The 26,516-nt window shown below is 33.7% G+C and carries 24 protein-coding genes, 2 pseudogenes and 1 other annotated feature; of the genes and pseudogenes, 2 read left to right on the top strand and 24 right to left on the bottom strand.

Going from position 1 to position 26,516, the window contains the following annotated elements:
• Positions 1–131: 131 nt before the first annotated feature.
• The gene (locus N7659_RS07605; RefSeq protein ID WP_263276551.1) at positions 132–1,097 is read right to left on the bottom strand and encodes a rhodanese-related sulfurtransferase; all 966 of its coding nucleotides are present in this window, start codon (positions 1,095–1,097) and stop codon (positions 132–134) included.
• A gap of 207 nt (positions 1,098–1,304) precedes the next feature.
• Here N7659_RS07605 and ald point away from each other — a divergent pair, with 207 nt between their 5' ends.
• A complete protein-coding gene (gene ald / locus N7659_RS07600) occupies positions 1,305–2,408 on the top strand; it encodes an alanine dehydrogenase (protein ID WP_263276550.1) in 1,104 nt (367 codons plus the stop codon).
• A gap of 30 nt (positions 2,409–2,438) precedes the next feature.
• On the opposite strand, the gene addA is transcribed toward ald, so the two are convergent.
• The 16 genes and pseudogenes from addA to N7659_RS07525 all read right to left on the bottom strand — a co-directional run bounded on the left by addA (position 2,439) and on the right by N7659_RS07525 (position 20,642).
• Positions 2,439–6,059, bottom strand: coding sequence for a helicase-exonuclease AddAB subunit AddA (gene addA, locus N7659_RS07595; RefSeq protein WP_263276549.1), 3,621 nt, complete (start codon positions 6,057–6,059; stop codon positions 2,439–2,441).
• A complete protein-coding gene (gene rexB, locus N7659_RS07590; RefSeq protein ID WP_263276548.1) occupies positions 6,056–9,301 on the bottom strand; it encodes an ATP-dependent nuclease subunit B in 3,246 nt (1,081 codons plus the stop codon). The genes addA and rexB overlap by 4 nt, the downstream gene beginning before the upstream one ends.
• Before the next feature lie 93 nt (positions 9,302–9,394).
• Positions 9,395–9,613 (bottom strand): annotated as a pseudogene (locus N7659_RS08235) (ABC transporter C-terminal domain-containing protein); the annotation flags it as partial.
• A gap of 74 nt (positions 9,614–9,687) precedes the next feature.
• Positions 9,688–11,272 (bottom strand): annotated as a pseudogene (locus N7659_RS07585) (ABC-F family ATP-binding cassette domain-containing protein); the annotation flags it as partial.
• A complete protein-coding gene (locus N7659_RS07580; RefSeq protein WP_263276554.1) occupies positions 11,265–12,476 on the bottom strand; it encodes a CCA tRNA nucleotidyltransferase in 1,212 nt (403 codons plus the stop codon). The gene N7659_RS07580 and the pseudogene N7659_RS07585, both read right to left, overlap by 8 nt.
• 71 nt (positions 12,477–12,547) lie before the next feature.
• Positions 12,548–13,402 carry a DegV family protein gene (locus N7659_RS07575; RefSeq protein WP_263276546.1) on the bottom strand — a complete coding sequence of 285 codons (855 nt, stop codon included), beginning with the start codon at positions 13,400–13,402 and terminating at the stop codon, positions 12,548–12,550.
• A gap of 3 nt (positions 13,403–13,405) precedes the next feature.
• Positions 13,406–13,780, bottom strand: coding sequence for a DUF1149 family protein (locus N7659_RS07570; RefSeq protein WP_263276545.1), 375 nt, complete (start codon positions 13,778–13,780; stop codon positions 13,406–13,408).
• 97 nt (positions 13,781–13,877) lie between these two features.
• Positions 13,878–14,879, bottom strand: coding sequence for an NAD(P)/FAD-dependent oxidoreductase (locus N7659_RS07565; protein WP_263276544.1), 1,002 nt, complete (start codon positions 14,877–14,879; stop codon positions 13,878–13,880).
• Positions 14,880–14,905: 26 nt separating this feature from the next.
• On the bottom strand, positions 14,906–15,649 hold the full coding sequence (gene trmD, locus N7659_RS07560; protein WP_263276553.1) for a tRNA (guanosine(37)-N1)-methyltransferase TrmD: 744 nt from the start codon (positions 15,647–15,649) through the stop codon (positions 14,906–14,908).
• Positions 15,639–16,157: a ribosome maturation factor RimM gene (rimM, locus tag N7659_RS07555; RefSeq protein WP_263276543.1), complete on the bottom strand. Its 519-nt coding sequence runs from the start codon at positions 16,155–16,157 to the stop codon at positions 15,639–15,641. Before rimM ends, trmD begins: the two co-directional genes overlap by 11 nt.
• A 134-nt stretch (positions 16,158–16,291) precedes the next feature.
• Positions 16,292–16,531: a KH domain-containing protein gene (locus tag N7659_RS07550; RefSeq protein ID WP_199567300.1), complete on the bottom strand. Its 240-nt coding sequence runs from the start codon at positions 16,529–16,531 to the stop codon at positions 16,292–16,294.
• 5 nt (positions 16,532–16,536) lie between these two features.
• Complete coding sequence (rpsP, locus tag N7659_RS07545) at positions 16,537–16,809, bottom strand: 30S ribosomal protein S16 (protein ID WP_199574992.1); 273 nt, start codon at positions 16,807–16,809, stop codon at positions 16,537–16,539.
• A gap of 105 nt (positions 16,810–16,914) precedes the next feature.
• A complete protein-coding gene (locus tag N7659_RS07540) occupies positions 16,915–17,532 on the bottom strand; it encodes a VTT domain-containing protein (protein WP_263276542.1) in 618 nt (205 codons plus the stop codon).
• Positions 17,525–18,742, bottom strand: a complete 1,218-nt coding sequence (locus N7659_RS07535) for an ABC transporter permease (protein ID WP_263276541.1) — start codon at positions 18,740–18,742, stop codon at positions 17,525–17,527. The genes N7659_RS07540 and N7659_RS07535 overlap by 8 nt, the downstream gene beginning before the upstream one ends.
• 3 nt (positions 18,743–18,745) lie before the next feature.
• Positions 18,746–19,459, bottom strand: coding sequence for an ABC transporter ATP-binding protein (locus N7659_RS07530; protein ID WP_263276540.1), 714 nt, complete (start codon positions 19,457–19,459; stop codon positions 18,746–18,748).
• The gene (locus tag N7659_RS07525) at positions 19,452–20,642 is read right to left on the bottom strand and encodes an efflux RND transporter periplasmic adaptor subunit (RefSeq protein ID WP_263276539.1); all 1,191 of its coding nucleotides are present in this window, start codon (positions 20,640–20,642) and stop codon (positions 19,452–19,454) included. The genes N7659_RS07530 and N7659_RS07525 overlap by 8 nt, the downstream gene beginning before the upstream one ends.
• 183 nt (positions 20,643–20,825) lie before the next feature.
• Between N7659_RS07525 and N7659_RS07520 the strand changes: the two genes are divergently transcribed.
• Positions 20,826–21,635: a PrsW family glutamic-type intramembrane protease gene (locus tag N7659_RS07520; protein ID WP_263276538.1), complete on the top strand. Its 810-nt coding sequence runs from the start codon at positions 20,826–20,828 to the stop codon at positions 21,633–21,635.
• Between the two features lie 82 nt (positions 21,636–21,717).
• Here the strand turns inward: N7659_RS07520 and N7659_RS07515 are convergent, their stop codons facing one another.
• From N7659_RS07515 to rplU, 7 genes are all read right to left on the bottom strand, one after another.
• Complete coding sequence (locus N7659_RS07515) at positions 21,718–22,980, bottom strand: uracil-xanthine permease family protein (protein WP_263276537.1); 1,263 nt, start codon at positions 22,978–22,980, stop codon at positions 21,718–21,720.
• Between the two features lie 18 nt (positions 22,981–22,998).
• A complete protein-coding gene (pyrR, locus tag N7659_RS07510; RefSeq protein WP_263276536.1) occupies positions 22,999–23,520 on the bottom strand; it encodes a bifunctional pyr operon transcriptional regulator/uracil phosphoribosyltransferase PyrR in 522 nt (173 codons plus the stop codon).
• A 220-nt stretch (positions 23,521–23,740) separates the two neighbouring features.
• The gene (locus N7659_RS07505) at positions 23,741–24,637 is read right to left on the bottom strand and encodes an RluA family pseudouridine synthase (protein ID WP_263276535.1); all 897 of its coding nucleotides are present in this window, start codon (positions 24,635–24,637) and stop codon (positions 23,741–23,743) included.
• Between the two features lies 1 nt (position 24,638).
• Complete coding sequence (gene lspA / locus N7659_RS07500; protein ID WP_263276552.1) at positions 24,639–25,085, bottom strand: signal peptidase II; 447 nt, start codon at positions 25,083–25,085, stop codon at positions 24,639–24,641.
• 145 nt (positions 25,086–25,230) lie between these two features.
• Positions 25,231–25,524 carry a 50S ribosomal protein L27 gene (gene rpmA / locus N7659_RS07495; protein WP_018369751.1) on the bottom strand — a complete coding sequence of 98 codons (294 nt, stop codon included), beginning with the start codon at positions 25,522–25,524 and terminating at the stop codon, positions 25,231–25,233.
• Positions 25,525–25,545: 21 nt separating this feature from the next.
• Complete coding sequence (locus N7659_RS07490) at positions 25,546–25,887, bottom strand: ribosomal-processing cysteine protease Prp (RefSeq protein WP_263276534.1); 342 nt, start codon at positions 25,885–25,887, stop codon at positions 25,546–25,548.
• Between the two features lie 13 nt (positions 25,888–25,900).
• Complete coding sequence (gene rplU, locus N7659_RS07485; RefSeq protein WP_199567288.1) at positions 25,901–26,215, bottom strand: 50S ribosomal protein L21; 315 nt, start codon at positions 26,213–26,215, stop codon at positions 25,901–25,903.
• 16 nt (positions 26,216–26,231) lie between these two features.
• Positions 26,232–26,305: a sequence feature (ribosomal protein L21 leader region), on the bottom strand.
• Positions 26,306–26,516 lie beyond the last annotated feature (211 nt).

The raw sequence follows: 26,516 nt of genomic DNA, 5'->3' as shown, positions 1-26,516 counted from the left end.
GGTTTAGAAACTTTAACAACTTTAAAACAAAAATTCTCATCGCTTTGAACATTAAAAGGGAGAGAATCAATGTGATTCTCTCCCGATCTTGATGAATAGTCACCCACTACAGTTGACAAAGAGCCCATTTTTTAAGCTGTTACTTCTAACGATTCTCCAATCTTGTTAAGTGCTTCTTCCCACTCTTGTCTAGTCAAACCATTTTCAGTAATGTAGCGATTTTTTTCATGACGACGGCACTCTTTTGAACAACCACGTAAGTATTTGTCTTCATTTTCTTTAGACGTTAATATCTGACGGTTACAAAATGGGTTGCCACAATTAACATAACGTTCACAAGGTGTTCCGTCAAACCAGTCAACACCGACAATTTTAGGATCTACTTGATTGATTGGAACAGCAATACGTTCATCAAAAACATACATCTGTCCATCCCAAAGCTCACCCTTAACTTCTGGGTCTTTACCATAAGTGGTAATACCACCATGTAATTGACCAACTTCTTCAAAACCTTCACGTAATAGCCAGCCAGAGAATTTTTCACAACGAACACCACCCGTACAGTAGGTGACAATTTTTTTATCCATGAATTTTTCTTTGTTGTCTCTAATCCATTTTGGTAATTCTCTAAAGTTTCTGATTTCTGGTCTTACTGCCCCACGAAAATGACCAAGATCATACTCATAATCATTACGTGCGTCAATAACAACAGTGTTCTCATCAAGAATCGCATCTTTAAATTCTTTTGGTGAAAGGTATTTCCCAGTCAACTCTAAAGGATTAACATCGTCTTCTAGTCCTAAATGGACAATTTCACGTTTGTAGCGAACAAACATTTTTTTAAAGGCATCTGTTCTTTCTTCATCATACTTAAACCACAAATCAGCAAAACGCTCATCACTATGAACATAATCCATATATTTTTGAGTGGTTTCATAATCACCTGAAACGGTACCATTGATACCCTCATCAGAAATAATGATGCGACCTTTTAAGCCAATGCTTTTACAAAAAGCTAAATGTTCTTTTGCATACTCTTGTGCGTTCTCAATTGGTGTGTATTTATAGTATAGTAATACTCTTATTTTATCTGACAAAATATTTTCCCCATTCATTTAAATAGTCACTTAGAAGTATACCCTTTTTTAGTCAAAATGGCAACTTCCTGAAATTCTAAAAATGATATGAGTGAGTAAAAAAATGATTTTAGAAAACAAAATGTTTTTATCTTTGTATTGATAGTTGACTGATTTCTCAGATAGTGTAAAATATTTAGATAGATAACTATATGAAAGGATGAATATATGATTATTGGTGTTCCAAAAGAAATTAAAATACATGAAAACCGTGTTGGTTTGACACCTGCTGGTGTCCTATCCTTAAAACAAAACGGGCATGAAGTGCTTATCGAAACAAATGCAGGTTTAGGATCTGGATTTACTAATGAGGAATATATTGAGCAGGGAGCAAAAATTGTTGATTCTGCTAAGGAAACTTGGGATGTTGACCTTGTTATTAAAGTTAAAGAACCTCTTAAAGAAGAGTATGCTTTTTTCAAAGAAGGTCTTATCCTTTTTACCTACCTTCACTTAGCCCCTGCCCCTGAATTAACAAAAGCTCTCCTAGATAGCAACATAATTGCGATTGCTTATGAAACTGTTGAAAAAGAAGGTCTCTTACCTCTACTTAACCCAATGAGTGAGGTTGCTGGACGTATGGCAGTACAAATTGGTACACACTACCTTACAAAAATCAATGATGGTCTTGGTATTTTAATTGGTGGAGTCCCTGGCGTTAAAAAAGGAAAAGTTGTGATTATAGGTGGTGGTGTCGTTGGTACCAATGCAGCTCAAATGGCAGTTGGCTTAGGTGCTGATGTGACCATTTTAGATGTTAATCCTAAACGTTTAGCTGAATTAAACACACAATTTGGTAATAGCATTCAAACTTTGATGTCAAACCCACTTAATATCGCTAAAGAAGTTAAAGAAGCCGATCTTCTTATTGGTGCCGTTTTAATTCCAGGTGCACGCGCTCCTAAACTTGTAACAAGTGATATGATTGCCTCTATGAAAAAAGGGGCTGTCGTCATTGATGTTGCGGTTGACCAAGGTGGTATTATTGAAACTGCTGATCATTCAACCACTCATGATGAACCTGTTTATGTGGTGAATGGTGTTACCCACTACGCTGTTGCCAACATGCCAGGTGCTGTTCCAAGAACATCAACTATCGCACTAACCAATGTGACACTTCCTTATGCTATTGAAATTGCAAATAAGGGTGTTGAACAAGCCATAAAAGATAATAAAGCACTTTATAAGGGGGTTAATATCTACCGTGGTCTTTTAACAAATGAGTCTGTGGCTAAATCCCTTGACCTATTCTATTCAGAATTAAAGTTATAATATAAAAGAAGTTGCTTAAGCAACTTCTTTTTAATATTTAACGACTTCTAAGGTTTCTCCACCTAATAAGACTAAGTACTTTTCAATTGTTTCAATTTGATAAGATTTTTGAAGTGCTTTGGCATAGAGAGTCATCTGTTCTTGATAACGTTGTTTAATAACCTCAGCATCTTGATACTTGTCTGTTTTATAATCAAACAAAATAATTCTATCATTCCATTTGATAAAGCCATCTATAATACCTCTAATGACAAAAGGTTCTTGACTTAAAGGATCTATTTCTAACATCGCAAAAGGTGCTTCGCGGTATAATTTATCAGGATTTTTAATGATAAGTTGACCAAGTTCTGTTGTAAAAAAGCTTAGAATTTTTGCAATGTCAATTTTTGCTTTGACAGCATCAGAAGCATCAACATAGGTAAGCGTTTCTTTAACAAGTTCAGTTGTTAGCTCTTTTGTGATTGGTAAGCGTTGCATTAATTCATGCACTGCAGAGCCTATCTCAGTTGCTGTGACACTTTTTTGATTTGAAAATTCAGGAAAACTAAAATCAACAGCTGGTTGATATTTTGTCATTACAGCCATCTCACTGGTTTCTATAATCGGTTCATAAAAAGCTTTTATTTGACTTGGTGTTTTAACCATTGGTAGATTGATAGCTGCTTCATATTGTTTATTTAGTTTATCTACATTTTCCATGATGTCAAGTGCTCGTTTGATCTCCTGACTTTGACGATTATGTTCTAAATCATTTATAGGAATTGGATTTGCCTGTTTGATTTGACCAATTTTATCTGGTGTTAGTTCTGATTGTTCTACAAATTGAACCTTAACAGTTTTTGAAGTGTTGGGAAAGGCTTCTTTGACTGCTAAGACCCAATCCTGAAAACTGGCAAAACGCTCTCTACTTGAGGCTGTTAATTTACCATTTTTTTCCTGTCCATCAAAACGATTAGTTAATTTTTCTTGGCTTCCTTTACCAATCAGATAAAGCTTTTTCTCAGCACGCGTCATAGCAACATAAAGTAAACGCATTTGTTCTGATAAGCTTGCCAAGGTTAATTCTTGCTGATTTTGCTGATAAGCTAATGTTTTCATTGAAACTAAAAGATGAGGTAATGGTGTCTTATTACCAAATTCTTCTTTCATATCAGCTAAGAATTTGATACCAATACCATTATCACGACTTAAAATCATCGGTGCTGTTTCATCTCTTTTGTCAAAGCGTTTATCCATATTGAGAATAAATACGTATGGAAATTGTAGTCCTTTACTTTTATGAATGGTCATTAGGCTAACAGCTTCTTTTGGTGCCACCACTTCTACATCAGCTAAGTCATTTTCGGTTTCAATAATCTTATCAATCATTCTAATAAAACGAGATAGACCTTTAAAACCAGTTGTTTCAAATTGATCTGCTCTGGTTGTTAAAGCATAAAGATTGGCTTGTCTTTGCTCACCATTTGGTAAGAGACCAACATATTCATAGTAATGACGGTCTTGGTAGATTTTCCAAATCAAATCATACAATCCATGCGTTTTTGTATAGTGACGCCATGACTCTAAGGTTTGATAAAATCGTTTTAGTTTTTGATAATCTTTTTCTCTGATTAATTCAGGATAAGCCCCTTTTTTATTAAGTGCTAATAAGAGTTTTTCATATAAATAAGACTTATCTTTATTACTTTTTCCTTGAAGTGAAATCCGTGTCATTTCATCTTCGTCAAAAGAAAACATTGGTGATCTTAAAAGAGCGACAAGGGCATAATCATTTAAGGGATTATCAATGACTCTTAAGGTATCTAACATGACCATAACTTCAACAGATTGAAGATAATGTTGCTCACCACCATCAGAAACAAGAGGAATACCGTGCTTTTCAAAACTTCTTATAATGGCATTGTTACGTGTTCTAGATGATACAAGAAGCGTAATGTCATTAAAAGAAACATTTTTCTCATTTCTAAGTCTAATAATTTCTTTTGCTACCAGTTCAACTTCAAAAACAGTTAAATCATCATTATCAGTTTCATCTAAACTACTATCTGTATCATAGATTAAAAGTTCTGTCTGGTTTTCTTCACTAGCTAACAACTGTTCTTTACTACCTGCTAAGAGGCTATGTGTGTCATTATAGTCAATGTCTCCAACTTTTTCATCCATTAACCGTCTAAAGATAGCATTTGTCGCATCTAGTACTTCCATTTGACTACGGAAATTCTCCTTGAGTAAAATGAGACGACCATTTGCTGGATTTTGTTGATAATCTTTAAATTTTTGATTGAAAATTTGTGGATCGGCCTGACGAAAACGATAAATCGATTGCTTGATGTCACCTACCATAAAGCGATTATGACCAGAAGATAACAATTCTAGCATTTTTTCTTGACTATGGTTGGTATCTTGGTATTCATCAACCATAACTTCATGGTATTTTTTTTGAAAGCTATGACGAACAACTTCATTTTCTTCCAAAAGCTGGATGGCAAAATGACTGATATCAGCAAATTCAAAAGCATTTTCAAATTTTTTACGCATCAAGTAGTCAGAATGAAAATCAATCATGAAATCTTTTAAAAGTGCAATTAAAGGTAAGGCTTGTTCTTGATAACGAATAATAGTTTCAATATGTTTGAATTGATTAATAAATTGGTGCAACGAAGCATATAGGCTATATTTTTGCCCGGCAATAGTCACTTCATTTCCAGCTGGTAATAATGCCTCAATCGTTAGGGCTAATTGTGAAAAATCAATGCTATTATAATCATTTTCCACTTCATAGGCTGACTCTCTTAAAGCAGTAAAAAGCTTTTGATGTTTTTTGTAGACAGCTGTGGGAGTTCCTTGCTTGGTAGTTTGCTTGTATTCTGGTAAAAGTGTTAAATCTTCCAATTGATTAGCAACACTGTACATTTCTTCGATAAATTTTTCAATAACAGTACTTGGTAAATCCTGGATGCTGACATATTTTTTAGTACCCTTATCAAACGTCAAATTTAGCCACTGGATGGGATCGCTTGTAGATTGGATAAATTGATGAATGGCGTCAATCACTTGGTAAAATCCCTTAGTATCTTTTCTTTGCCCAGAAAAATTAGTGACTAATTTCTGGAACAAGCTAGCCTTATCACCAGTCATATATTTCTCAAATAAAGCGTCAAAAACATCATGTTTTAAAATATCTTGCTCACTTTTATCTTGCAAAATACGAAATTGTGGTGAAATACCTAATAAATAGCCATATTGACTAACTACTTTTTGAGTAAAAGCATCCATTGTCCCAATATCAGCATGTTGGAGTGCTGCAATTTGTAAAGACAAGTGTCTGCGACTCTCATCATCAATACTTTCTTTTATTTCCTTTGTTAATTTTGCTTCCAATCTCTCTTTTAATTCATTTGCAGCCTTAACTGTAAAAGTTGAAATAAAGAGTTCTTCAATGCCGATACCTCTTTTTAGTTTATCAAGAATACGTTCAACCATGACAAAGGTTTTTCCAGAACCAGCAGAGGCTGAGACTAAGATATTTTGACCGTTGCTATATATTGCTTCTATTTGTTCGCTTGTTCTTTTTTGCTGTTTATCAGAAACTTTTTCTTGATCTTGCAATGTTCTTATCTGATCAGCTGTTAAAAAGGGAAGCTGCTTCATTTCTCAATCTCTCCTTTCAATTGTTCTAGAATTAATTGTTGTTGACTAGCGCGTGGAAAAGTTTTCAATTGCCGAGCATTTGATAAATGCTGATTAGCTTCAAAACGAGTAATGGCTTTAAACTGTTCACCAGAAACTGACTTATTGTCTTTTGTGTATGGATTAATAGCATAATGCCCTGATAAAATTTTCATTGCCGCTTCTTTGTACAGTTTTTCATTATAAGCTATCATAATCTCTAAATCATTTTCTGAAAAAGTGGAGCGTTTATTGGCATAGAGTTGGCTTAATTCTTGACTTTTTTCTTCTACAAATAATCCTTTATACTTTAATTCTTCAACGGATTTAGATAAAACATCTTCAAGAGATTTTGTGTGATCAAGTGAAAGGATTGGATTTTTCATATGGAGATACATAGCGCCAAAAATACTTGTTATCTGCTCAAATTCCTTGGCATTTCTTAATGCAGCTATATAAGTGATAAGTTGCGGGCTTAAGCGATTGTAAAAATCAGCCAAATTGAATTTTTTATCGCTTGATTTATAATCAACCACGCCATAACTATCCGTTTTTGAAAAATAATCTAGTCTATCAATTTTTCCTTTAATATTAACCAATCTACCATCACCCAAGTCAAGAGTATTTTGATTATCAGCTCCAAAAACAAGTTCCTGAGCTATCACGTCAATAGCAGGATTATCTTTTAAAACAACAGCTGTTTCTTTAGCAATATCAAGTAAAATAGCTTTTGAAAACTCACTTTTCGTATCTTGTTGATAAAGAGACATAAAAATAGGTTCAAGACTCACTTTGTTAATGGCTAAAGACAATTTGTCATCAAAGTGATTAGAACTCTTATCAGCCATCAGTAATTCAAAAATACGATGTAGAAAATTACCATGTTGACTGGCATCGGGATGAATGGAAGCTTGTTCTTTTAGACCAAGAACATATTTCAAAAAATACTTATATTCATTCTCATAAAAGTCAGTTAAAGCTGACGCAGATAATTGCAACTGCTTGTCTTTTGGAAACTTAATCGCTAAAGTATCCTCTGCTAAAGGAGCAACATGTAAATCCTCGTTTGGACTAGGTAAAAATAGATCTTCTTTTGCTAGTTTTTTCTTCAAAACACGAACAGCAACTGACCAAAAAGTACTCTCATCCTTACTCAAATCTTCTTTTTGAATGTCCTCCTGATAAAAATCAACCAATCTATTTAATAGACCACTATAACTTCCCAAATCATCTGGATTGATAGTTGTTAGGTCTTTATTTTTTTCAATAACAGGAAGCCCAATCTGTTTAAGAACTTGTAAGTATGGAGATGACATTTCTTGACTGTCATTTATTATGCTTGGGCTAGAAAGAACCAATTCTTTTGTAGCAGCATTGAGAAGAGACAAAGCGACAAGATGATTTTTTTTCATCATTTCTTGACTTGGAATATCAAAACGAGCTATTTTTTTGACACTTTGATTAATGGCCAGTCTCTCTTCATCTGTGATAAGACTTGTATTTTTAGATGATTTTGGGAAATGAGATTGGCTAAGACCAATAGCAAATACAAATTGATTGGTATGAGGTTCTATTAAATCAAATGATTTCACATTAACAACATCTAACGTAGCTGGTACTATACGATAATTGGCAGATAACATCCCAATCTTAAGAAAACTTAGAAAAGAAGCTAAATCCAATTTATCATTTTCAAATATGAGTTGGAATTGTTCTAAGATATGAGCGAAAGTCTTCCAAACTTCTTGATGTTTCTCCGCTTCTTCTTGGGTTGAGGTCTTTGCAATGTTTTCTAAATGCCAATCTAGTTGGACATCTTTTAACAGCGTCATGAGATTATCTAGTAATCCTTTTGCAGTTTTACTTTGACTATTAAAAAAAGTCAGTAAAGGGGACATCACTCGGTGTCTAATGTCATTTATTTTTTCAAGATCAAATTGTCCTGCATTATCATAGATAAATTGACGAGAAAAAGCAGCCTTTCCTTTAATATCAGCATAATTAATGTATTGCTCAAAAAGATCACGCTCCATTTGTGAAAACTGACCAAATAGACCTGACTTGAGAAGATTAAGAAGATCTTCTGCCCTAAAACGATAACGTTTCAATCGCTCAAGTGCATCAATAAAATGAACAAGAGGATGATGGCTCATTGACTCTGGTTTTGAAAGATAAAAGGGAATCTGATACTTATCAAAAATAGTTTTAACATAAAGATGATAACTATCAACATCTCCTAAGAGGACTAAAATATCCTTATAACGATAACCTTCGTGAAGTTTTGACCGAATCGCTTTTGCGACTTGTTCTACTTCTTCTTTTTGATGAGAGACTTCCCAGATAGTAACTGGAGAGTCGTTTGAAATTGCTAATTCTAGAGGCGTTTTGGAGAAATCATAATAACTCTCAACTGTTCGTGAGAGATTGGCAAAAAAAGTTTGTGAGGTCTTTGCAATATATTCTGGTTTCACCAAAAATAAAGACGCCAAGTGTCTTAGAAAATCAACGCCGGCTTGATAGATGTTACCTTCTGAATAGTTGGAGCGATAGGCTTTTTGACTGGCATAAGTTCCAATAATAATCTCACTAGTCTTTTCTTCTAATAACTGAATAAGAAACTCTTCTTCAGCAGAAAATCTTGTAAAACCATCAATAACAAGCACAACATCGGCTAAAGCATCATCAAGAAAACCAGAAGCCACTTGGTTTGAAAAAAGACTGATTGGAGAGATACTTTCAAAATGATTATTGTAAAGCTCTTCTTCTAAAGCCGTAAAAATCTTTGATAAGTCTTGAAATTTTAGATTATCTAGCTCAGTTAGTTCTAATAAACTCATATTGGCTGTCTTTAGTTCTTGATATAGATTGACTAACTGTTCAATAAAATTTGGATCTTTCTTTAAAAGGCCATAAATAGGTAAATCCTCTTCAGAAAATTGTGATAAGGTTTTTTGAAAAAGCATAAAAAGACCAATATCATCAATACTGGTCGACTTAACCGTATTATTAAGTGTAAAATAACGCGCCATTTGCGTAAAACGTGTAATCGTAATAGCAAAGGAAGCTTGTTCAGGTAGTAGGCTAAGAACTAACCGTTCCTTTTCAAAGGACAGAGAGTTTGGCGCAATATAAAAAACCCTTTTTCCTTTTAACGCATATTCATGAGCTTTTTTTGCTAAAATACCAGACATGTTGTTATAAATATCAGTGTATAATAATTTCATTTCCTCATCCATCTCTCACTTTCTTAGTTAATATTATAACAAAAAAGCCCATCAAGTGGGCTGAAATAGTTATGAAAAGATATAACAAAACATTTATTGACTCAATTGACTGAGATAATCATAACGCTCATATTTTTCAAGAAGGTCTTCATTTTTTTCGTCTAGTTCTTTTTGAAGTTTAGCTAATTGACTATAGTCACTAGAAGCCTCTAACATTTGTTTTTCTATCTGTGTAATACTTTCTTCAAGTTGTTCTATAGCGTCTTCAATCGTTTCCCATTCTTGTTTTTCAAAGTAAGACATTCTCTTTTTAACAGTTTCTGGCTTACTATCTGATTTTGTTTTGGATGCCACTTTTTTTTGCTGTTCTTCTTTTAAACGAATTTGAAAGTTTTTTTCATCAAGATAATCTGTGTAATTACCATAAAATACTTTAATGGTATTATCTTCAAAAGCTAAGATCTTAGTTGCCACCTTATCAAGAAAATAGCGGTCATGACTAACAGTAATGACAGGTCCACTAAAGCCTTGTAAAAAACGTTCAAGAACAGTTAAGGTAGCAATATCAAGATCATTGGTGGGTTCATCCAACAAGAGAACATTTGGTTTTTCAATGAGAAGTTTTAACAAGTAAAGGCGTTTTTTCTCGCCACCTGATAATTTGGAAATCAAGGTGCCATGACTTGATCTTGGGAATAAAAATTGTTCTAATAATTCACTGACACTTGTCACACCAACTTTTGTTTTAACCTCATCTGCCACTTCTTGTAAATAAGTAATGAGACGTTTATTGTTATCCATTCCTTTAATCTGTTGGGAGAAATAGCCAATTCTAACCGTTTCACCAATAGATAAATGACCTGAACTTGGTGTGATATCTCCTGAAATCAGATTAAGCAGGGTTGATTTGCCAACACCGTTATCACCAACAATACCAATCCTGTCTTTATTTTGAATCAATAAATTAAAGTCTGAGATAATAGGTTTATCAGGATAGGAAAAAGAGACCTCCTCAAAAGAAATGACTTTTTTGCCAATTCGTGTGGTTTCAAAATTTATTTCTAAATTGTCTGATGCTGCATTGTTTTTTACTTCTTTTTCTAGTTTTTCAAAACGATTTATTCGAGCTTGTTGTTTTGTCGCCCTGGCTTGAGGTTGAGTACGCATCCAAGCTAACTCTTGTTTGTAGAGTTGTTTTTTCTTATGGAGGCTACTAGCTTCTCTTTCGTCTTGCTCCGCCTTTAAGCCAACATAGTCTTGATAATTTCCTTGATATTCTGTTAAAGAAGCATTGGCTAGTTCAAAAATACGAGTTGAGATGGCATCTAAAAAATAACGATCATGGGTGATAAATAAAACTGTTTTTTGACTATTTTTTAGATAGTCTGTTAACCAAGAAATGGTATCAATGTCAAGATGATTGGTTGGTTCATCAAGTAATAACAAATCACTATCAGATAAAAGCACTTGAGCCAGTTGAACACGTCTTTTAAGACCACCAGATAATTGTGAAATGGTTTGATTAAGATTGTTAATGCCAAGTTTTGATAGCACTGTTTTAACATCACTTTCAATGGACCAAGCATCAATGGCAGTCATTTCAGACATGACTTTTTCTAAGCGTTCTTGATTATCATTAGAATAATCCATCATCAGACCTTCATATTCTTTGATTAATCTCATTTCTTTTAGGTCTTCTGATAAAACCGTATCTAGCACTGTTTTTGAGTCATCAAAAACTGGATTTTGTTTAAGATAAGCTATTTTATAATCATTAGCATGAGAAAAAGGAGAAACATCGCCATCAAAACCTAATTCTCCAGAAATAACTTCTAAAAGAGTTGTTTTTCCAGTGCCGTTAACACCAATAATACCGATGCGATCAAATGGATGAATCATAAAAGAAATTTTTTGAAAAACTGTTTTGTCACCAATCGTTTTAGTCAGATTGTCTACTAAAAAATCACTCAATTACTAATCTCCTTTCAACAAAACGGAAAATTTCCTCTTGGGTATTCTCTAAATGGCCTTCAACAATTTCTGTTTCAATGTCGTTTAAAATCCTTCCAAGTCTTGGACCAGGAGATAGCTGGTATTGAGCCATGAGTTGACGTCCATTGACAACTATTTCACTTTTATCATGGATAGTAAGTTCGCTATCTAAATTACTTATTCTTTCACGGTCATATGTTAAACTCTTAGCTTCTCGTAACGATTCAACTTGATAGAGAGTATCTTTACCAAATCGATAAACATCTTGTCTTGAAACGTCACGCTTAAGACGAATTTGATAAATGGCAATAAGATTTTCAACAGCTTTTTGAAAGTCATTGGACGTTTTCCATTTTTTTAGAAAGTTCTTAATACTTTTTACTTGAAGGCTCATTACGAGATCTGCCCAAGCCTGTTCAGACGTTTCAAACTGAAAACTAGGTGTCATCTCATCAAGCATTAATTGTAAGCTTTCCTTACTATTTTTTAATTCAGGCAAAAAGTGATAAACATCGCTTGAAAGCAATTGTTCCAATCCTTTTCGCCAAAAAGGGGCCATTAATAATTTATCAAGTTCAATAAAAATGCGTTCAACTGAAATTTTTTCAAGTAGCTTGGCATTAGCCATCATGGCAGAAAATGTTTTTTCTTCAATGGAAAAACCAAGACTTGAAACAAAACGTAAGCCTCTCATAATTCTTAAGGCATCTTCGTTGAAACGTTCCTTGGCATCACCAACTGCACGTAATGTCTTTTTCTCTAGATCCAGTAATCCACCAAATAAATCAATGACTTCTGAGTCATTATTTAAAGCAAAAGCATTGACGGTGAAGTCTCTTCTTTTCAAGTCTTCTTTAAGAGAGCGTACAAAATGAACCTGACTAGGTCTACGAAAATCAACATAGGCCTCTTCAGTTCTAAAAGTGGTTATTTCATATTCTTCTTCATCAACAAGAACCAAGACTGTACCATGTTCTATACCAACATCTACCGTTCTTGGAAAAATTTTTTTAATTTCTTCTGGATAAGCACTAGTTGCAATATCAACATCATGAATAGGACGTTCTAGGATAGCATCTCGAACGCTTCCACCGACAAAATAGGCTTCATAACCAGCTTCTTTTATCCTAGACAAAATAGGTAAAGCCTTCTGAAATTCAGAAGGCAACGTTTTTAATCTCATCATTTTTCCCAACTATCTTTTAATGATTAAATAAATGCGTTACAACAAAATGATTATTTTTATGGAACATTTTACTCATCATCAGCCGAAGGAGAAAAAGCAATAGCAACCGCTCCTTTTCCTAAATGAGCTGCAATAACACTACTAAATGGAGTAATTGAAATATTACCTTGATAATGAGATTGTGAAACTAAATCTCTTATCTTCTTAGCTTTTTCAAAAGCATTGGCATGAACAATTGAAACATCAAATGAACCATTTGAGGTGACATCATTTAAAATTTCAATGAGACGGTTATGAGCCTTTTTCTCAGTTCTAACTCTCTCATAAAGTTCTAGTTTACCATTATTAAAGTAAATAATTGGCTTAATGCTTAAAAGATTACCAATCAAGGCAGAACCGTTTGACAAACGACCACCTTTAACCAAATGATTTAAATCATCTACAATAACATAAGCCCCTGTTTGATTAATTTGTTGTCGTAAGTTTTCATCAATATCTGAAAAAGAAAGACCTTTTTCATAAGCGTTAATCGTATTTTTAACAAGTATTCCTAGAGGAAAACTTGAAGTTTTTGTATCGGGAAAACTGATAGTTAAATGGCTATATTCATCCACTAGATAATGAATGTTTTGGTAGAACCCTGAAATACCACTTGATAAAAACAAACCAATAACGTGAGTATAGTTTTCCTTTGTAACATAAGCTAAAATATCATCTAAATCTGCTAGATTAGGCTGACTTGTTGTTGGAAAATCATTGGCTTTTTCTAATTTTTGATAGAATTCTTCAATCTCTAAATTCTTGCCTTCAATAAAGCTTTCATTATCAATGATTACTGGAATATCTAGTACAAAAACATTGTCTTTTTTCTTGAGACTTTCATCTAAAAATGCTGATGAGTCAGTGATTACAGCTAATTTCATTGATTAAAACTCCAAATTCAAACCAGCTCTATCAAGAGCAATCTCTGATACTTCATAAGTTAATCTTTTGAGAATATCAAGTAACGGAGAAGCCAAATCCTTAGCTTCTTCTTGAGTAAATTCATTTGGTTGATTGATAATACGATCTTTAATGAGATTTAATTGTGAAATCATGCCACTCACAACAAAATCTTCTTGAACAATAATAAATTGAAGCGTAGACACAATTGTTGTTTGTGTTTTTTCCATATTTTTTTCAACCAGTTTAAATTTTACTTCAACTGCAGTTTCTGGTGTACCATTTTCTTTTTCCCACTCTAAATTACGAGCATCATAATGGTATTGGTTTACAAATTCTTTTTGACGAACAATTTCCATCTTTTTCTCCTTACATACAATTCCTGTTTATTATAGCATATTTCAGAAACTTCTTAAAGTTATTACATATCATTGCTAATCCAGTTAGATAAGTTGCTTACTCAGTTATCAAACTAGTCGAATGAACCACACGATTATCTCTTTCTGGATAAATCAGTTTAATAGCTTGATTAACTGCCAAAGGCGCTTCTCCAAATCCAGTAGCAATAAGTGAAAGTTTACCTTCATAGGTTGCTGCATCACCAACGGCAAAAACACCTTCTAAAGTAGATTCAAAAGTCGAAGAAACCTTGATACTTGTCCTTTGACTATCAATAGGCCAATTTTTAAGATTTTTATTTGATGTTGTAAACCCAAAACTAACGATTAAATCATCTAATGGTAGACCAATTATTTGATCATCTTTAACTTTTTGAATATTAAGTTGACTGATAACACTCTCTTTAGCTTCAAAAGATACAGGAATAAAAGGCGTTAAAAGCTTAACAGATGATTTTTTCAAAAGTTCAACACTGTGTTCATGAGCACGAAATTGATCACGACGATGAACAAGTGTAACACTCTCTGCTATTTTTTCTAATTCCAAAGCCCAGTCTACTGCTGAGTCACCACCACCACAAATAACAATATTTCTATTTTTAAATTGCTCAAGTGATTTGACGTGATAAAAAAGGTTTGTTTGCTCGTAGTTTTCTTCGTGAGCTAATCCTAATTTTCTTGGTGAAAAAGCACCATTGCCGCAGGCAAAAATAATGGTTTTAGAATAGTGACTAGTTTTTGAGGTATTTATAACAAAAACATCGTCATTTTTTTCAAATGTTTGTACCTCTTCTTTTAAACAAATGGTCACTTTGTCTGAAACTAAATCAAGTTGTTTTATCAGATTAGTGACTAAATCCTTCCCTAAAATTGAAGGATAGGCTGGGATGTCATAAATCCTTTTTTCCGGGTATAAAATAGCTGGTTGACCCCCCAGTTCTGATAAACTTTCTATCAGTTTTACACGAACACCACGTAAACCAGCATAAAAAGCCGTGAACAGACCAACAGGTCCACCACCTACAATTGTTATATCATATAGATTTTCTTTTGAAAGCATTATTTCTCCACCATATCTGTCTAATTTTATTCCTCATTAATTGACTGAGGTGACTTTATTTCTTCTTTAATTTCTCTTAACATAGTTTCTTCTTCTGTTGACAAAGAGTAAGTTTCTAATAAGTCGGGACGTCTCTCATAAGTTTTTCTTAGACTTTCTTTTAAACGCCACTTTCTAATGTTTTCATGGTGACCACTCATTAAAACATCAGGAACTGTCATCCCTTTAAAATCATAAGGACGAGTGTATTGTGGATACTCTAATAAACCTGAAGAAAAACTATCTTCTTGATGGCTAGATTCTTTACCAATCACATCAGGAATAAGCCTAACGGTAGCATCTATAATGGTCATAGCAGCTAATTCTCCGCCTGTTAGAACAAAATCACCTAAGGAAATTTCATCTGTCACTAATGTTTTGATGCGTTCATCATAACCTTCATAATGACCACAGATAAAAATTAGCTTGTCTTCTTTAGCTAATTCCTCAGCATAGGATTGAGACATTTGACGTCCTGCTGGGTCTAATAGGATAACTCTAGCGTTTTGAGTATCTATCGTTGCCATAGTGTCAAAAATCGGTTGAGCCCTAAGAAGCATTCCTTGACCGCCACCATAGGGTTCATCATCAACATGTCTAGCCTTTTCAGCGTTTTCTCTAAAATTATGATAATCAATTGTGATTAAACCTTTTTCTTGAGCTTTCCCAACAATCGAATGTTCTAAAGGGGCAAACATTTCTGGAAATAAGGTCAAAATATCAATTTTCATCATCTAGTCCTTCTAGAATATCAACCTCTACTTTTTTATCTGATAAGTTAACTGATAAAATAACAGAAGGAATGTAAGGTAGCAATAAATCCTTTTTTCCTTTTCGCTTAACAACCCAAACGTCATTAGCACCAGGTTGTAAAATTTCTTTAATCTCACCAATGTAGTTATCTTTTTCATAAACAGACAAACCTATGATTTCATGATAGTAAAATTCGTCTGAGGCAAGAGGTGTTAATAACTCTTCAGCTATTTTCAAAGAAAAATCCTTGAATTTCTCAACGTCATTAATGTGATAAAGATCTTTAAACTTCAAGATGTCAAAGTTTTTATGTTGACGATGGCTTGCCACTTCAAGATTTCTCACAAATTGATTATTTCTGTCAAAAAGTGCCAACTGGCTCCCAACTCTATACCTTTCAGAGACAAAGTCAGTCACACTCAAAACACGTACTTCACCTTTTAGACCTTGTGTGTTTACAATTTTCCCAACATTAAAATAGTTCATAGCGACTCCAATTATCTTGTTTTATTCATTCTATCATTTTAGATTATAATAAACAAGATTGTCTATTATAGTTCCTAGCTGATTCTTTTTATTCCAAATTAATCATTTCACAATAAAAAGTAGTAGACAAGCTACTACTTTTCATCGATAACAATTCTAACTTTTTTACCTTGTGTTGGGACAGAATAGACAATTGATCTTATTGCTGTAATTGTACGCCCTTTTCTGCCTATAATGCGACCAACATCATTAGCATCTAAATCAAGATGGTACTCCAAAAATTCAGGAGTGTCTTCAATTTTGATTGAGAAATTTTCTGGATGTGAAATAAGAGGTTTCACAATTGTAATAATAAGATTTTCTATTGTATCCATAGGCCTTACTTCGTAAATTTAGAATCGTGGAATTTTTTCATAATTCCAGCTTTTGAGAAAATGCTACGAACAGTATCAGAAGGTTGTGCACCTTTAGATAACCAATCAAGAACACGATCTTCTTTAAGTGTTACTTGGTTTTCTGCTACAAGTGGATTGTAAGTCCCAACTGTCTCAATAAAACGTCCATCACGTGGTGCACGTGAGTCTGCAACGTTAATACGGTAAAAAGGTTTTTTTCTTGAACCCATACGAGTTAAGCGAATTTTAACTGCCATTTTTCTCTCTTTTCTTTATTTTTTTAATATTATATCAAATATTCTTCATTTATTATAACATAAAATTTAAAGGTGTCAAGAAAAAATCTTGACACCTTTAAATTTTTAGAAAAAATCTTTAAATAAATGACCACCATAAATCCAAAAATAACTATATGCAACAATGGAAATTGGTTTTGTGATTAAAATAATGGTTATAAATTTACGGTAACTCATTTTGGTTAATCCGGTTACCATAACAAGTACATCAGCAGGTGATACTGGTGATAGCATATTTAAGATAAAAAAGTATTCATAAGTTGGGCTAGATAATTTTTCTTCGTAATAATTTAATTGCTTTTCTTTGGTAAATAATAAAATAAATTTTCGACCATAAGTTCTAGTAATCGTAAATAAAATAATACTACCGATGATAATACCAATGTAATTGAGAATAAAGCCAACAATTGGTCCAAAAGCAATAAAGCCGACAACTGTAGTCACACCTCCAGGAATAATGGGGATAATAACTTGAACAATTTGTATAATGAAAAATAAAATGGATCCCCAAAAAAGGTGTTCTTTTATCATTTGAGCTAAGGCATCTGGATTATTTAAAATATCCAGTCCTTTAACGAGATAAATAACGAGTCCAATGGATAAAATAATAGAAATGATTCCTAAAACATGGAAAAACTTTTTTAATGCTTCATATTTTTCTTGCCTTTTAGTTAGCTTACTCATATCTTAAAGCCTCGATCGGATCTAGCTTACTAGCTTTATTTGCTGGAAGAATACCAAAAATAATACCGATAAATGCAGAAAAGAGAATACTACCAATAGCTACCGTTAAAGAAACACTAGGATGCATATCAGGCAATGATTGGTCAATAATGGCTGTTACTAAATATGCAATGACTAAACCAATCAAACCACCAAGCATGGTTAATACCATAGACTCAATTAAAAACTGGGTCAAAATGTTTCCCCTTGTTGCTCCCAAGGCTTTTCTAAGACCAATTTCTCTTGTTCTTTCAGTAACAGAAACTAACATAATATTCATAACACCAATTCCGCCAACCAACAGTGATATACCAGCAATAGAACCAATAACCATTGTCATAACACCAAAAGCTTCACTAATGTTATTTAAAACCTCTTCTAAATTATAGGTTTTAAAAGAACCATTTTGAGCTCCTGATAAATTGGTCAATTTTTGACCAGCCTCTTCACCTAAAATAGAAACGTTTTGAACATTATCAACGTGAATGAAAATCATTGCGATTTCTTCAACATTGAACTCTGCGGCTAACTGAGTATTTGCCATAATGGCAGTGCCATCGGTTGGAATACCCATAACTATTCCTGACTCATCTACTTGTTCTTTATAGACTCCAACAACTAGATAGGCTTTATCACCGACAGAAACCACTTGGTTTAGAGCACTTTCTGGACTATCGAAAAGTTTTTCTGCTAGTTTAGTGTCAATCATTATAATACGAGAGAATTTTTGAAAATCAATCGCTTGAAATGAACGTCCAGCAACAATCTCTAATTCTTTCACATCAAAATAGGTTTGATTGACACCACTCACATTAATACTTTCTGCTTTTTTAGACTTAAAATTAATATCAGAAGTTGTTGAATTAGTGACAAAATAGTTATCGATACCATCAATTTCAGCAACAATTTGTTGAATCCATTCTTCTTTAACTTGAGGAGGTTTGAAATCCTCAAAATTTTCCACTTCTAAATCATCTGAATTAGGTTCATAGTAAAGCTGAATGTCTTGTTGATCTGAAGTGAAAATACTTGTCACTTGATCTTTCATTCCTTGACCAAGTGCCATGATAATAACAACTGATGTTACACCGATAATGATACCAAGCATGGTCAAAAGAGACCTCATTTTATGGCTCAAAATGGAAGTCAGAGCAAATCTCCAATGTTCCATAAATTACTCCTCCTTCACTTCTTCTTGTTTAGTCCATTCTTCAACAATTTCACCATCTCGAAGAACAATGGTATGCTTGGCATAAGCCGCAATTTCAGGTTCATGAGTAACCATGATAATCGTCTTACCTTCATTATTTAAGGTAGTCAATAAGTCCATGATTTGTTGACCTGTTTTTGTGTCCAAAGCACCAGTTGGCTCATCTGCTAAAATTAATGATGGGTTATTAACAAGAGCACGGGCGATAGCGACTCTTTGTTTTTGACCACCCGAAAGTTCAGATGGTAAGTGGCCTCTTCTATCTGACAATTCAACTTTTTCAAGGAGTTCTTCAGCCATTTTTCTACGTTTGGTTGAAGGAACACCAGCATAGATAAGAGGAAGTTCAACATTTTGAACAGCATCTAATTTTGATAGCAAAAAGAATTGTTGAAACACAAAACCTAATTCTTTATTTCTAACTTCTGCTAATTTTTTCTCTGATAAATCATCAACATATTGGCCGTTTAATTCATACTCACCTGATGTTGGTCTATCTAGTAAACCAATCATATTCATCAATGTCGATTTTCCTGATCCTGATGGACCCATAATGGCTAAAAAATCACCTTTTTCAACAGTTAAATCAATGCCCTTTAAGACTTGTAACTCTTCATCACCATTATGGTAACTCTTGATAATCTTATGTAATTTAATAAGGGTATTTTCTTTACTCACTAGCCTTTTCCTCTACTTCATCATCATACGGTACAGCGATGTCACCATCAATGGTTTGACCTTCTTTAAAATCATCCCAAGGGAAGTCAACAACAACTTGACCAGCCTCTATACCACCAGTTACTTCTTGATAAATGGCATCAGCTTTTCCAGTAGTCACTTCAACTTTAGAAATTTTGCTCGTGTCTTTATCAAAAACCCAAACGTAGTTTTTATCTTTTTCAGTGACAATGGCAGTCACTGGAACAAGTTTATTTTTCTCATTATTTACAACTTCAATACTTACCTTGAAGCCTTGTTTTAAACTATTGGCATCACTTGTGAAGTTAACTTTAAATGGATAAGTTGAAGAACTTGATGACTGCTCACCAGCACCACTAGCGGCTTCTGTTGGATAGTTTGAAACATAATTAATCTTACCGGTAAATGATTGATCTGGATAAACTTTTGAAGTGATTTTAACATCTTGATCAACTTTAATATTGGCCAAATCGTATTCGGTTAAATTACCCTCAACTTGTAATTGCCCTTCACTAACGATATGAATTAGAACTTGTCCACCTTGTTTTGAAGGATTAACCGATGTGTTGACTTCTACAACTGTTCCACTAACATCACTAACAATAATCGTTTGATTAAGAGCTTCTTGAGCTTTATTAACTACTGCTTGTGCATCTGCATAGGCATCATATAAGTCATTAAGTTGACTATCTACAGATCTTCCAGAAACAGCACCTTCTTGTCCTTCTTGACCTTCAAGCGCTTGAGCATTGGCTGCACCAGTTCTGACTTCTTCAATTTGACGTCCAACTTTATTTAAAGCTCTGACTGCTTGATCATATTCAGCTTGAGCTGCTGTAGTATCATATTGTAGTAATTTTTGTCCAGGCTCAACAGTATTACCAACAGCAACATCAAAGGTTGCCACTTCACCTTTAGAAGGATCATAATAAACATATTGTTCATTAAGAGCTTTCACTGTTCCTGACAACAAGGTACTAGAAGCAATTGAACCCTCGGTAACTTCAGCAAGTGTATAAGGAGGCTTTTCATCGTTTTCAACAACTGAACTTTGGCTTTGAGTCCAAAAATATGCTGCTAAAATAAGACCTAAAACTAAAATTGGCAATAAGATAAAAAGGACTTTCTTTTTTTTAGAACCGCCTTTACTTTTTCTTGACATATCTGTCTCCTTTGTATTGTTTATTTAATACAAGTATACTTTTTTTAAAAATAAAAGTCAATCATTAACTGATAAAAATTTAAAAAAATAATTGTTATTTTGATGTCATTTTTCAAAAAAACTAATTTGACAATAAAGTCAGATATTGCTAAACTATATCTTAATCTATTAAGGAGAAAACAAATGCCAATTTTAACTAATAAACAAAAAATAGCAGCTTCTATCTGGCTTTTTTTAATCGTCTATGGAATTGATTTTGAATTATTCCCTTTAATAGGCTATGATGGTTCAGCAATCAATCAAATGATTATTCTTTTTAGCACTCTCTTACTAGCTATTTATATTATACCAATTTCCCTAGCCATAAGGTTTTTAAAAAAACAATTAAATGTTCCTAATAAACTCCTAATTATTTCTATCATTTCAGGAGGACTAATCACTGGATGGCTCTCTAGCATTGGAAATGGGCTTGCGTATTCAATATTGCAGGCATTTGGTTTTGATAGTGTCTTTCTACAAGATTGGGAAGCAGCCCTAACAGCTCCTTTTGTCGAAGAAGCTATCAAAGCTTTAATGGCTTTTGCAATTCTTTTCTTTTTCAAAGCTTTTAAAAAAGAAACTGTTTTTATGACTGGTCTAACAGTTGGCTTTGGTTTTCAAATAGTTGAGGATTTTGCCTATATTTTAACAGATGCTTCTGAACAGATTGACTACACAATTGGTACGGCTCTCTCAAGAGTTTCTGGAGCTTTGTCGTCACATTATCTTTACACCTCCGTTTTATGTTTGGGTATTTTTTTATTAGTAACAAAGTCACAGGAAATACCCAAAAAGAAAATATTGACTTGGGCTTTCTTACCAATTTTTCTTCACTTCTTATGGAATTCACCATTAAATGTTAGTTCAGTTGTTTCTGCTATTTTAGTAACAGTTGCTGTCTTTTTATTTATCGATGCTCTAACATTTGTCTATCCAAAACCAAATCAACAATAATAAAAAACTTCTTAGATGACTATTGTTAAAATAACAGTATCTTCTAGGAAGTTTTTTTATATTTAATCGTATGCTAAACTAATTAATCATTTTCTGGTAGTATTTGATAAAGTAAAATTCCAAAAATGGTTGAGACTGCAACACCTGGAATGTGAAGCCAAGGCGTTTGAATTATCAAACCACCAATACCTGAAATAAGAATAACACTTGTGATAAAAAGATTCTTTTTATTATCTAAATCAACTTTTGACTCAATCAGTATCTTAAGACCACTAGCACCGATAACACCAAAAAGAGCTAATGAAATGCCTCCAACAACCGGAGTTGGGATAGAATGTATTAAAGCAGAAATTTTACCGATAAAACTGAGAAGAATGGCAAATACTGCTGCTCCTGCTATCACATAAACAGAATAGATTTTATTAAGAGCCATAACACCAATATTTTCACCATAAGAAGTTACTGGCGGTGCTCCAAATAATCCTGCAAGAACCTGAGCGAGGCCATCACCAGCTAGGGTTTTATCGAGACCAGGATCCTTAAAATAATCCCTTCCAGTTAAACTGTTTAAAACCATGACATGACCAAAGTGTTCAGTCATTGTGACAAAGGCGATTGGTGCCATCGTTAAAATGGCACTCGGATAAAATTTTAAGCTATAGGTTAAAAATGGGATATTAAAAGCTGGTAAACTAAACCAATTAGCAGTTTGCACTTCAGTAAAGCTTACAATCTCTTGACCTGATACCAAACCAAATAAAAGTGAAAACAAATAGCCTGAGATAAGTCCTAACAAAATTGGAATGACACCAATAATGCCTTTACCAAAAATATTAAAGAGAATAACAGCAAACAAAGTAAACAAGCCAATAACAACATAGCTAACGTTATAAGTCCCATCTTTTAACATGACGTCATTAACCGCAACAGAAGCTAGGCTAAGCCCGATAACCATAACAATTGGTCCAACAACAACAGGTGGTAAGATTTTATCAATCCAGTCATTCCCTAATTTTCGAACGATAAGAGCCACCGCAAAATAAACTAAACCACCTGTAATTGCTCCTTGTGCAACTGCTCCAATCCCATCTGTTTTTAGAAGAGTTTGCATGGCACCGATATAGGCAAAACTTGATCCCATGTAGGCTGGAATCTTATATTTCGTTACAGACAAGTGAGCCAAGGTTCCAAGACCACTTGAAAAGAGTGCTACCGCAGGATCAATACCAACAAGTATGGGTACCAGTACCGTTGCTCCAAACATCGCAAAAAGATGTTGAAAAGATAAACCTACAAGTAAACTCGGTTTTGGCATATCATGAACGTCGTATCTCATTTCTTCCATTATTTATTGTCTCCTTTTTTAACTTGGGTCATTTAGAATAATTGCATCTTCATTATCAACTTCAGACATTTTAACAATGATTTCTTCTGTTGAACTGGTGGGGATATTTTTACCAACATAGTCTGCTCGAATAGGTAATTCCCTGTGGCCACGATCAACAAGAACGGCCAAAGCAATTCTAGCGGGACGTCCTAAACTAACTAAGTTATCTATTGCAGCACGAATGGTACGACCAGTGTAGAGAACATCATCAACTAAAATGACATCTTTATCAGTGACATCAACTGGCATTTTTGTAGTATCTTCTTCCACCTTGATATCATCTCTAAAAGCTTTGGTATCAATTTCACCTACAGGAAGAGAAATACCTTCTAACTGATTTAATTTCTCTTGTATCCTTTGTGCAATATAAACACCACGTGTTTTTATCCCTGCTAAAACAATGTTGTCAAGGATTTTATTGCGTTCAATGATTTCATAAGTTATACGCGTGATGGCTCGTTGCATCGTGATATCATCAACAATTTTTTTGCTTTTCACTCTTTGTCTCCTTTTTTTCTATTAAAAAAGTCTCCTTTTTCAAGGAGACCACAGAAAAAATCTAAGCATAAGGGGACCTATGCTTTTTTTATGCTCACCTTGATTGCCTCACGGGACAATTTTAAAGGATCTTATTTTTATAAAAGAATATCACATTATCTAACTTTTAACAAGTCTTTTTTTATTTTTTTATAAGAAATCATAAATGTAGTGAATGATTCTAACCATTTAAATCTCTCAGTTGTTTTAAGGTCTTTTGAAAAATTTCAGGTGGTTCAACAGAAAATGTCATTGTTTTTTTGGTTTTTGGATGAGTAAAACCGATGGTTTTAGCGTGTAAAAATTGTCCATGACCATTTAGTGTTTTTCTTGGTCCATATAAAGGATCCCCAGCAATAGGATGACCAATATAAGCCATATGAACTCTAATTTGATGAGTTCTCCCTGTTTCTAACGTCAAGGACACTAAAGTATAATCCCCAAATCTCTCTAAAACTTCAAATCTTGTCAGTGCAGGTTTACCACCTGTTTTGACTGCTTGTTTTTTACGATCTTTGTCACTTCTTGCAATAGGTGCCTCAATAACACCACGATCGTTAGGAAGATTACCATGAACAATGGCCAGATAATGGCGATAGGACTTCTTGTCTTTTAATTCTTGTGCTAGTAATTGATGGGCATTATCATTTTTAGCTATCATTAATAATCCAGAAGTATCTTTGTCAATCCGGTGAACAATTCCAGGTCTAATGACACCATTAATGCTTGATAAATTTTTAATATGAAACAATAAAGCATTAACAAGTGTTTTTGATGGGTGACCATGAGAAGGATGAACAACCATTCCCTGAGGCTTATTGACTACTGCTACATCGTCATCTTCATAAATAATTTCAATAGGAATATCTTCTGCCACATATTCTAAAACAATCTCTTTGGGAATTTCGTAAGTGACCACATCACCGATCTTGACAGCGTATTTTGGCTTAACCTTTTTATCATTAACGGTAACAATTCCCTTTTTTATTTCTTCATTGGCTTGTGCACGAGATAATTCAGTATGATCAGCAAGTACCTTATCTAGACGATGACCTGCTTCTTTGATGATTAATTTCATTTTAATTTTCTTTCCATAATGCTAAAACAAGAACAAGGACACCGACAGTTAAATAAGAATCAGCAAGGTTAAATATGGCAAAATCCATAAAATCCAACTGAATCATATCTACAACATATCCTAAACGCAAACGGTCAATAAAATTACCAATACCACCTGATAGAATTAATAAGAGTCCGATTCGAGTGATGATTTGATGGTCTTTTGACTTAATAAAAAAGCGAGTAGCAACTCCAAGAAAAGCAATAGTTATCACAAAGAAAAACCATTGTTGATTTTGAAGAATTGAAAAAGCAGCCCCGTAATTCCTTAAATAAGTTAAACTAAATACTCCTGGTAAAAATGATTTAACCTCACCAAGAGAAATATTAGAAACAATCCATAACTTACTCAATTGGTCTAAAATAATTAGAACAATACCTATACTAATAAAATGTATTTTCTTCATTTGGTCTTTTAAAAACCTTTCTTTGACAAGTCTTTTAAAAATATCTGACATTATTATACCATAAGATAACTATTGAAAAAATGTCAAGTTTTAAGTAAAGAAAAAACTTTCTCTAAAAACAGAGAAAGTTTTTATTAATGTCTTATTATTTTGCAATTGGATAGACAGAAACTTGTTTTTTGTCACGTCCTTTACGTTCGAAGCGAACAACACCTTCAACTTTAGCAAAAAGTGTGTCATCTCCACCACGTCCAACGTTAACACCTGGATAGATGTGTGTTCCACGTTGACGGTAAAGAATTGAGCCGCCAGTAACAGTTTGTCCGTCAGCTGCTTTAGCTCCTAAACGTTTAGATTGAGAATCACGTCCGTTTGAAGTAGATCCTCCACCTTTTTTGTGGGCGAAAAGTTGCAAGTTAGCAAGATTCATTTTTAACATAATGTTATTTCCTCTCTTTTGTTAGTTTGTCATGACGCTTGTTTTGACATATTCTGGGGAGTCCTCAGAAAGTTTAGTCATCCCAAGTAGAAATGATTCAAATAAAAGTTGAATGATTTCTTTATTAGATGTGGTGTCAAGATTTGAAAAGTCAATAATCATCTCACCACCTGTAATATCATTAATACGATACTTTGGAATATAAGCTGCTAAATGCTCTAAAGAATTAATCAAATTAACTGATAGAGTAGATACAGCTGCACACATGACATCGTGGCCATATTCTCCACTGGCAGCGTGGCCCATTATTTTAATGTTAACAGGATCGCCATTAGATAATTTTGATATGGTTGCTTTAATCATGTGTTATTCCTTTTTAAGCGTTGATGGCTTTAATGATAACCTTTGTATATGGTTGGCGGTGACCTTGTTTACGGTGACTACCTTTTTTAGGTTTATATTTGAAAGTAACAACTTTCTTTTGTTTCCCTTGTTTTTCAACAGTTCCAACAACTGTTGCGCCAGATACTAATGGTGTTCCAACAACTGTTTTTTCGCCACCAACAAGAACAACTTCGTCAAAAGTAACTTCTGCTCCTGCTTCAACGTCAAGTTTTTCAATGTAAATCGCTTGATCAACTTCAACTTTAACTTGTTTGCCACCAGTTTTAATGATTGCATATGTGCTCATGATGCACCTCCTATAATTTTTTGTGAAGACTCGCCTTGTATTGTGAGATTATATCTACTTAAAACAATAGTCGCGCGGTTGCACGGGATGTGCATTTAGTCAACATTACAATTCTACCACTATTTCTAGTCTTTGACAAGGGTTTTAAACGATTATTCTTATTTTTTTAATCAAGCCCAGTTGTAAAATGAAGTGCAACAAAAAAGACATATTCATCTGTTATACTAAAGTCGCAAAACACAGTATAAAGGAAAGATGAACATGTCCATTAACTATTCTACCACAAAACACCCTTATTGCC

The sequence above is a fragment of the Streptococcus sp. CSL10205-OR2 genome, assembly GCF_025660655.1.
Taxonomy (GTDB): domain Bacteria; phylum Bacillota; class Bacilli; order Lactobacillales; family Streptococcaceae; genus Streptococcus.
The sequence above is the reverse complement of the archived record's forward strand: the minus strand, read 5'-3'. Positions and strand labels throughout refer to the sequence as shown.

Coding starts and splice junctions, on each gene's coding strand:
- N7659_RS07540 (WP_263276542.1), bottom strand. CDS start 17,532: ATGAGTAAGCTAACTAAAAGGCAAGAAAAATATGAAGCATTAAAAAAG.
- N7659_RS07490 (WP_263276534.1), bottom strand. CDS start 25,887: ATGATTAAAGCAACCATATCAAAATTATCTAATGGCGATCCTGTTAAC.
- N7659_RS07525 (WP_263276539.1), bottom strand. CDS start 20,642: ATGTCAAGAAAAAGTAAAGGCGGTTCTAAAAAAAAGAAAGTCCTTTTT.
- N7659_RS07565 (WP_263276544.1), bottom strand. CDS start 14,879: ATGCTTTCAAAAGAAAATCTATATGATATAACAATTGTAGGTGGTGGA.
- N7659_RS07550 (WP_199567300.1), bottom strand. CDS start 16,531: ATGGATACAATAGAAAATCTTATTATTACAATTGTGAAACCTCTTATT.
- N7659_RS07535 (WP_263276541.1), bottom strand. CDS start 18,742: ATGGAACATTGGAGATTTGCTCTGACTTCCATTTTGAGCCATAAAATG.
- addA (WP_263276549.1), bottom strand. CDS start 6,059: ATGAAGCAGCTTCCCTTTTTAACAGCTGATCAGATAAGAACATTGCAA.
- rexB (WP_263276548.1), bottom strand. CDS start 9,301: ATGAAATTATTATACACTGATATTTATAACAACATGTCTGGTATTTTA.
- lspA (WP_263276552.1), bottom strand. CDS start 25,085: ATGAAGAAAATACATTTTATTAGTATAGGTATTGTTCTAATTATTTTA.
- ald (WP_263276550.1), top strand. CDS start 1,305: ATGATTATTGGTGTTCCAAAAGAAATTAAAATACATGAAAACCGTGTT.
- N7659_RS07580 (WP_263276554.1), bottom strand. CDS start 12,476: ATGAGATTAAAAACGTTGCCTTCTGAATTTCAGAAGGCTTTACCTATT.
- trmD (WP_263276553.1), bottom strand. CDS start 15,649: ATGAAAATTGATATTTTGACCTTATTTCCAGAAATGTTTGCCCCTTTA.
- rimM (WP_263276543.1), bottom strand. CDS start 16,157: ATGAACTATTTTAATGTTGGGAAAATTGTAAACACACAAGGTCTAAAA.
- N7659_RS07505 (WP_263276535.1), bottom strand. CDS start 24,637: ATGAAATTAATCATCAAAGAAGCAGGTCATCGTCTAGATAAGGTACTT.
- N7659_RS07515 (WP_263276537.1), bottom strand. CDS start 22,980: ATGGAAGAAATGAGATACGACGTTCATGATATGCCAAAACCGAGTTTA.
- rpmA (WP_018369751.1), bottom strand. CDS start 25,524: ATGTTAAAAATGAATCTTGCTAACTTGCAACTTTTCGCCCACAAAAAA.
- rpsP (WP_199574992.1), bottom strand. CDS start 16,809: ATGGCAGTTAAAATTCGCTTAACTCGTATGGGTTCAAGAAAAAAACCT.
- N7659_RS07570 (WP_263276545.1), bottom strand. CDS start 13,780: ATGGAAATTGTTCGTCAAAAAGAATTTGTAAACCAATACCATTATGAT.
- N7659_RS07520 (WP_263276538.1), top strand. CDS start 20,826: ATGCCAATTTTAACTAATAAACAAAAAATAGCAGCTTCTATCTGGCTT.
- rplU (WP_199567288.1), bottom strand. CDS start 26,215: ATGAGCACATATGCAATCATTAAAACTGGTGGCAAACAAGTTAAAGTT.
- N7659_RS07575 (WP_263276546.1), bottom strand. CDS start 13,402: ATGAAATTAGCTGTAATCACTGACTCATCAGCATTTTTAGATGAAAGT.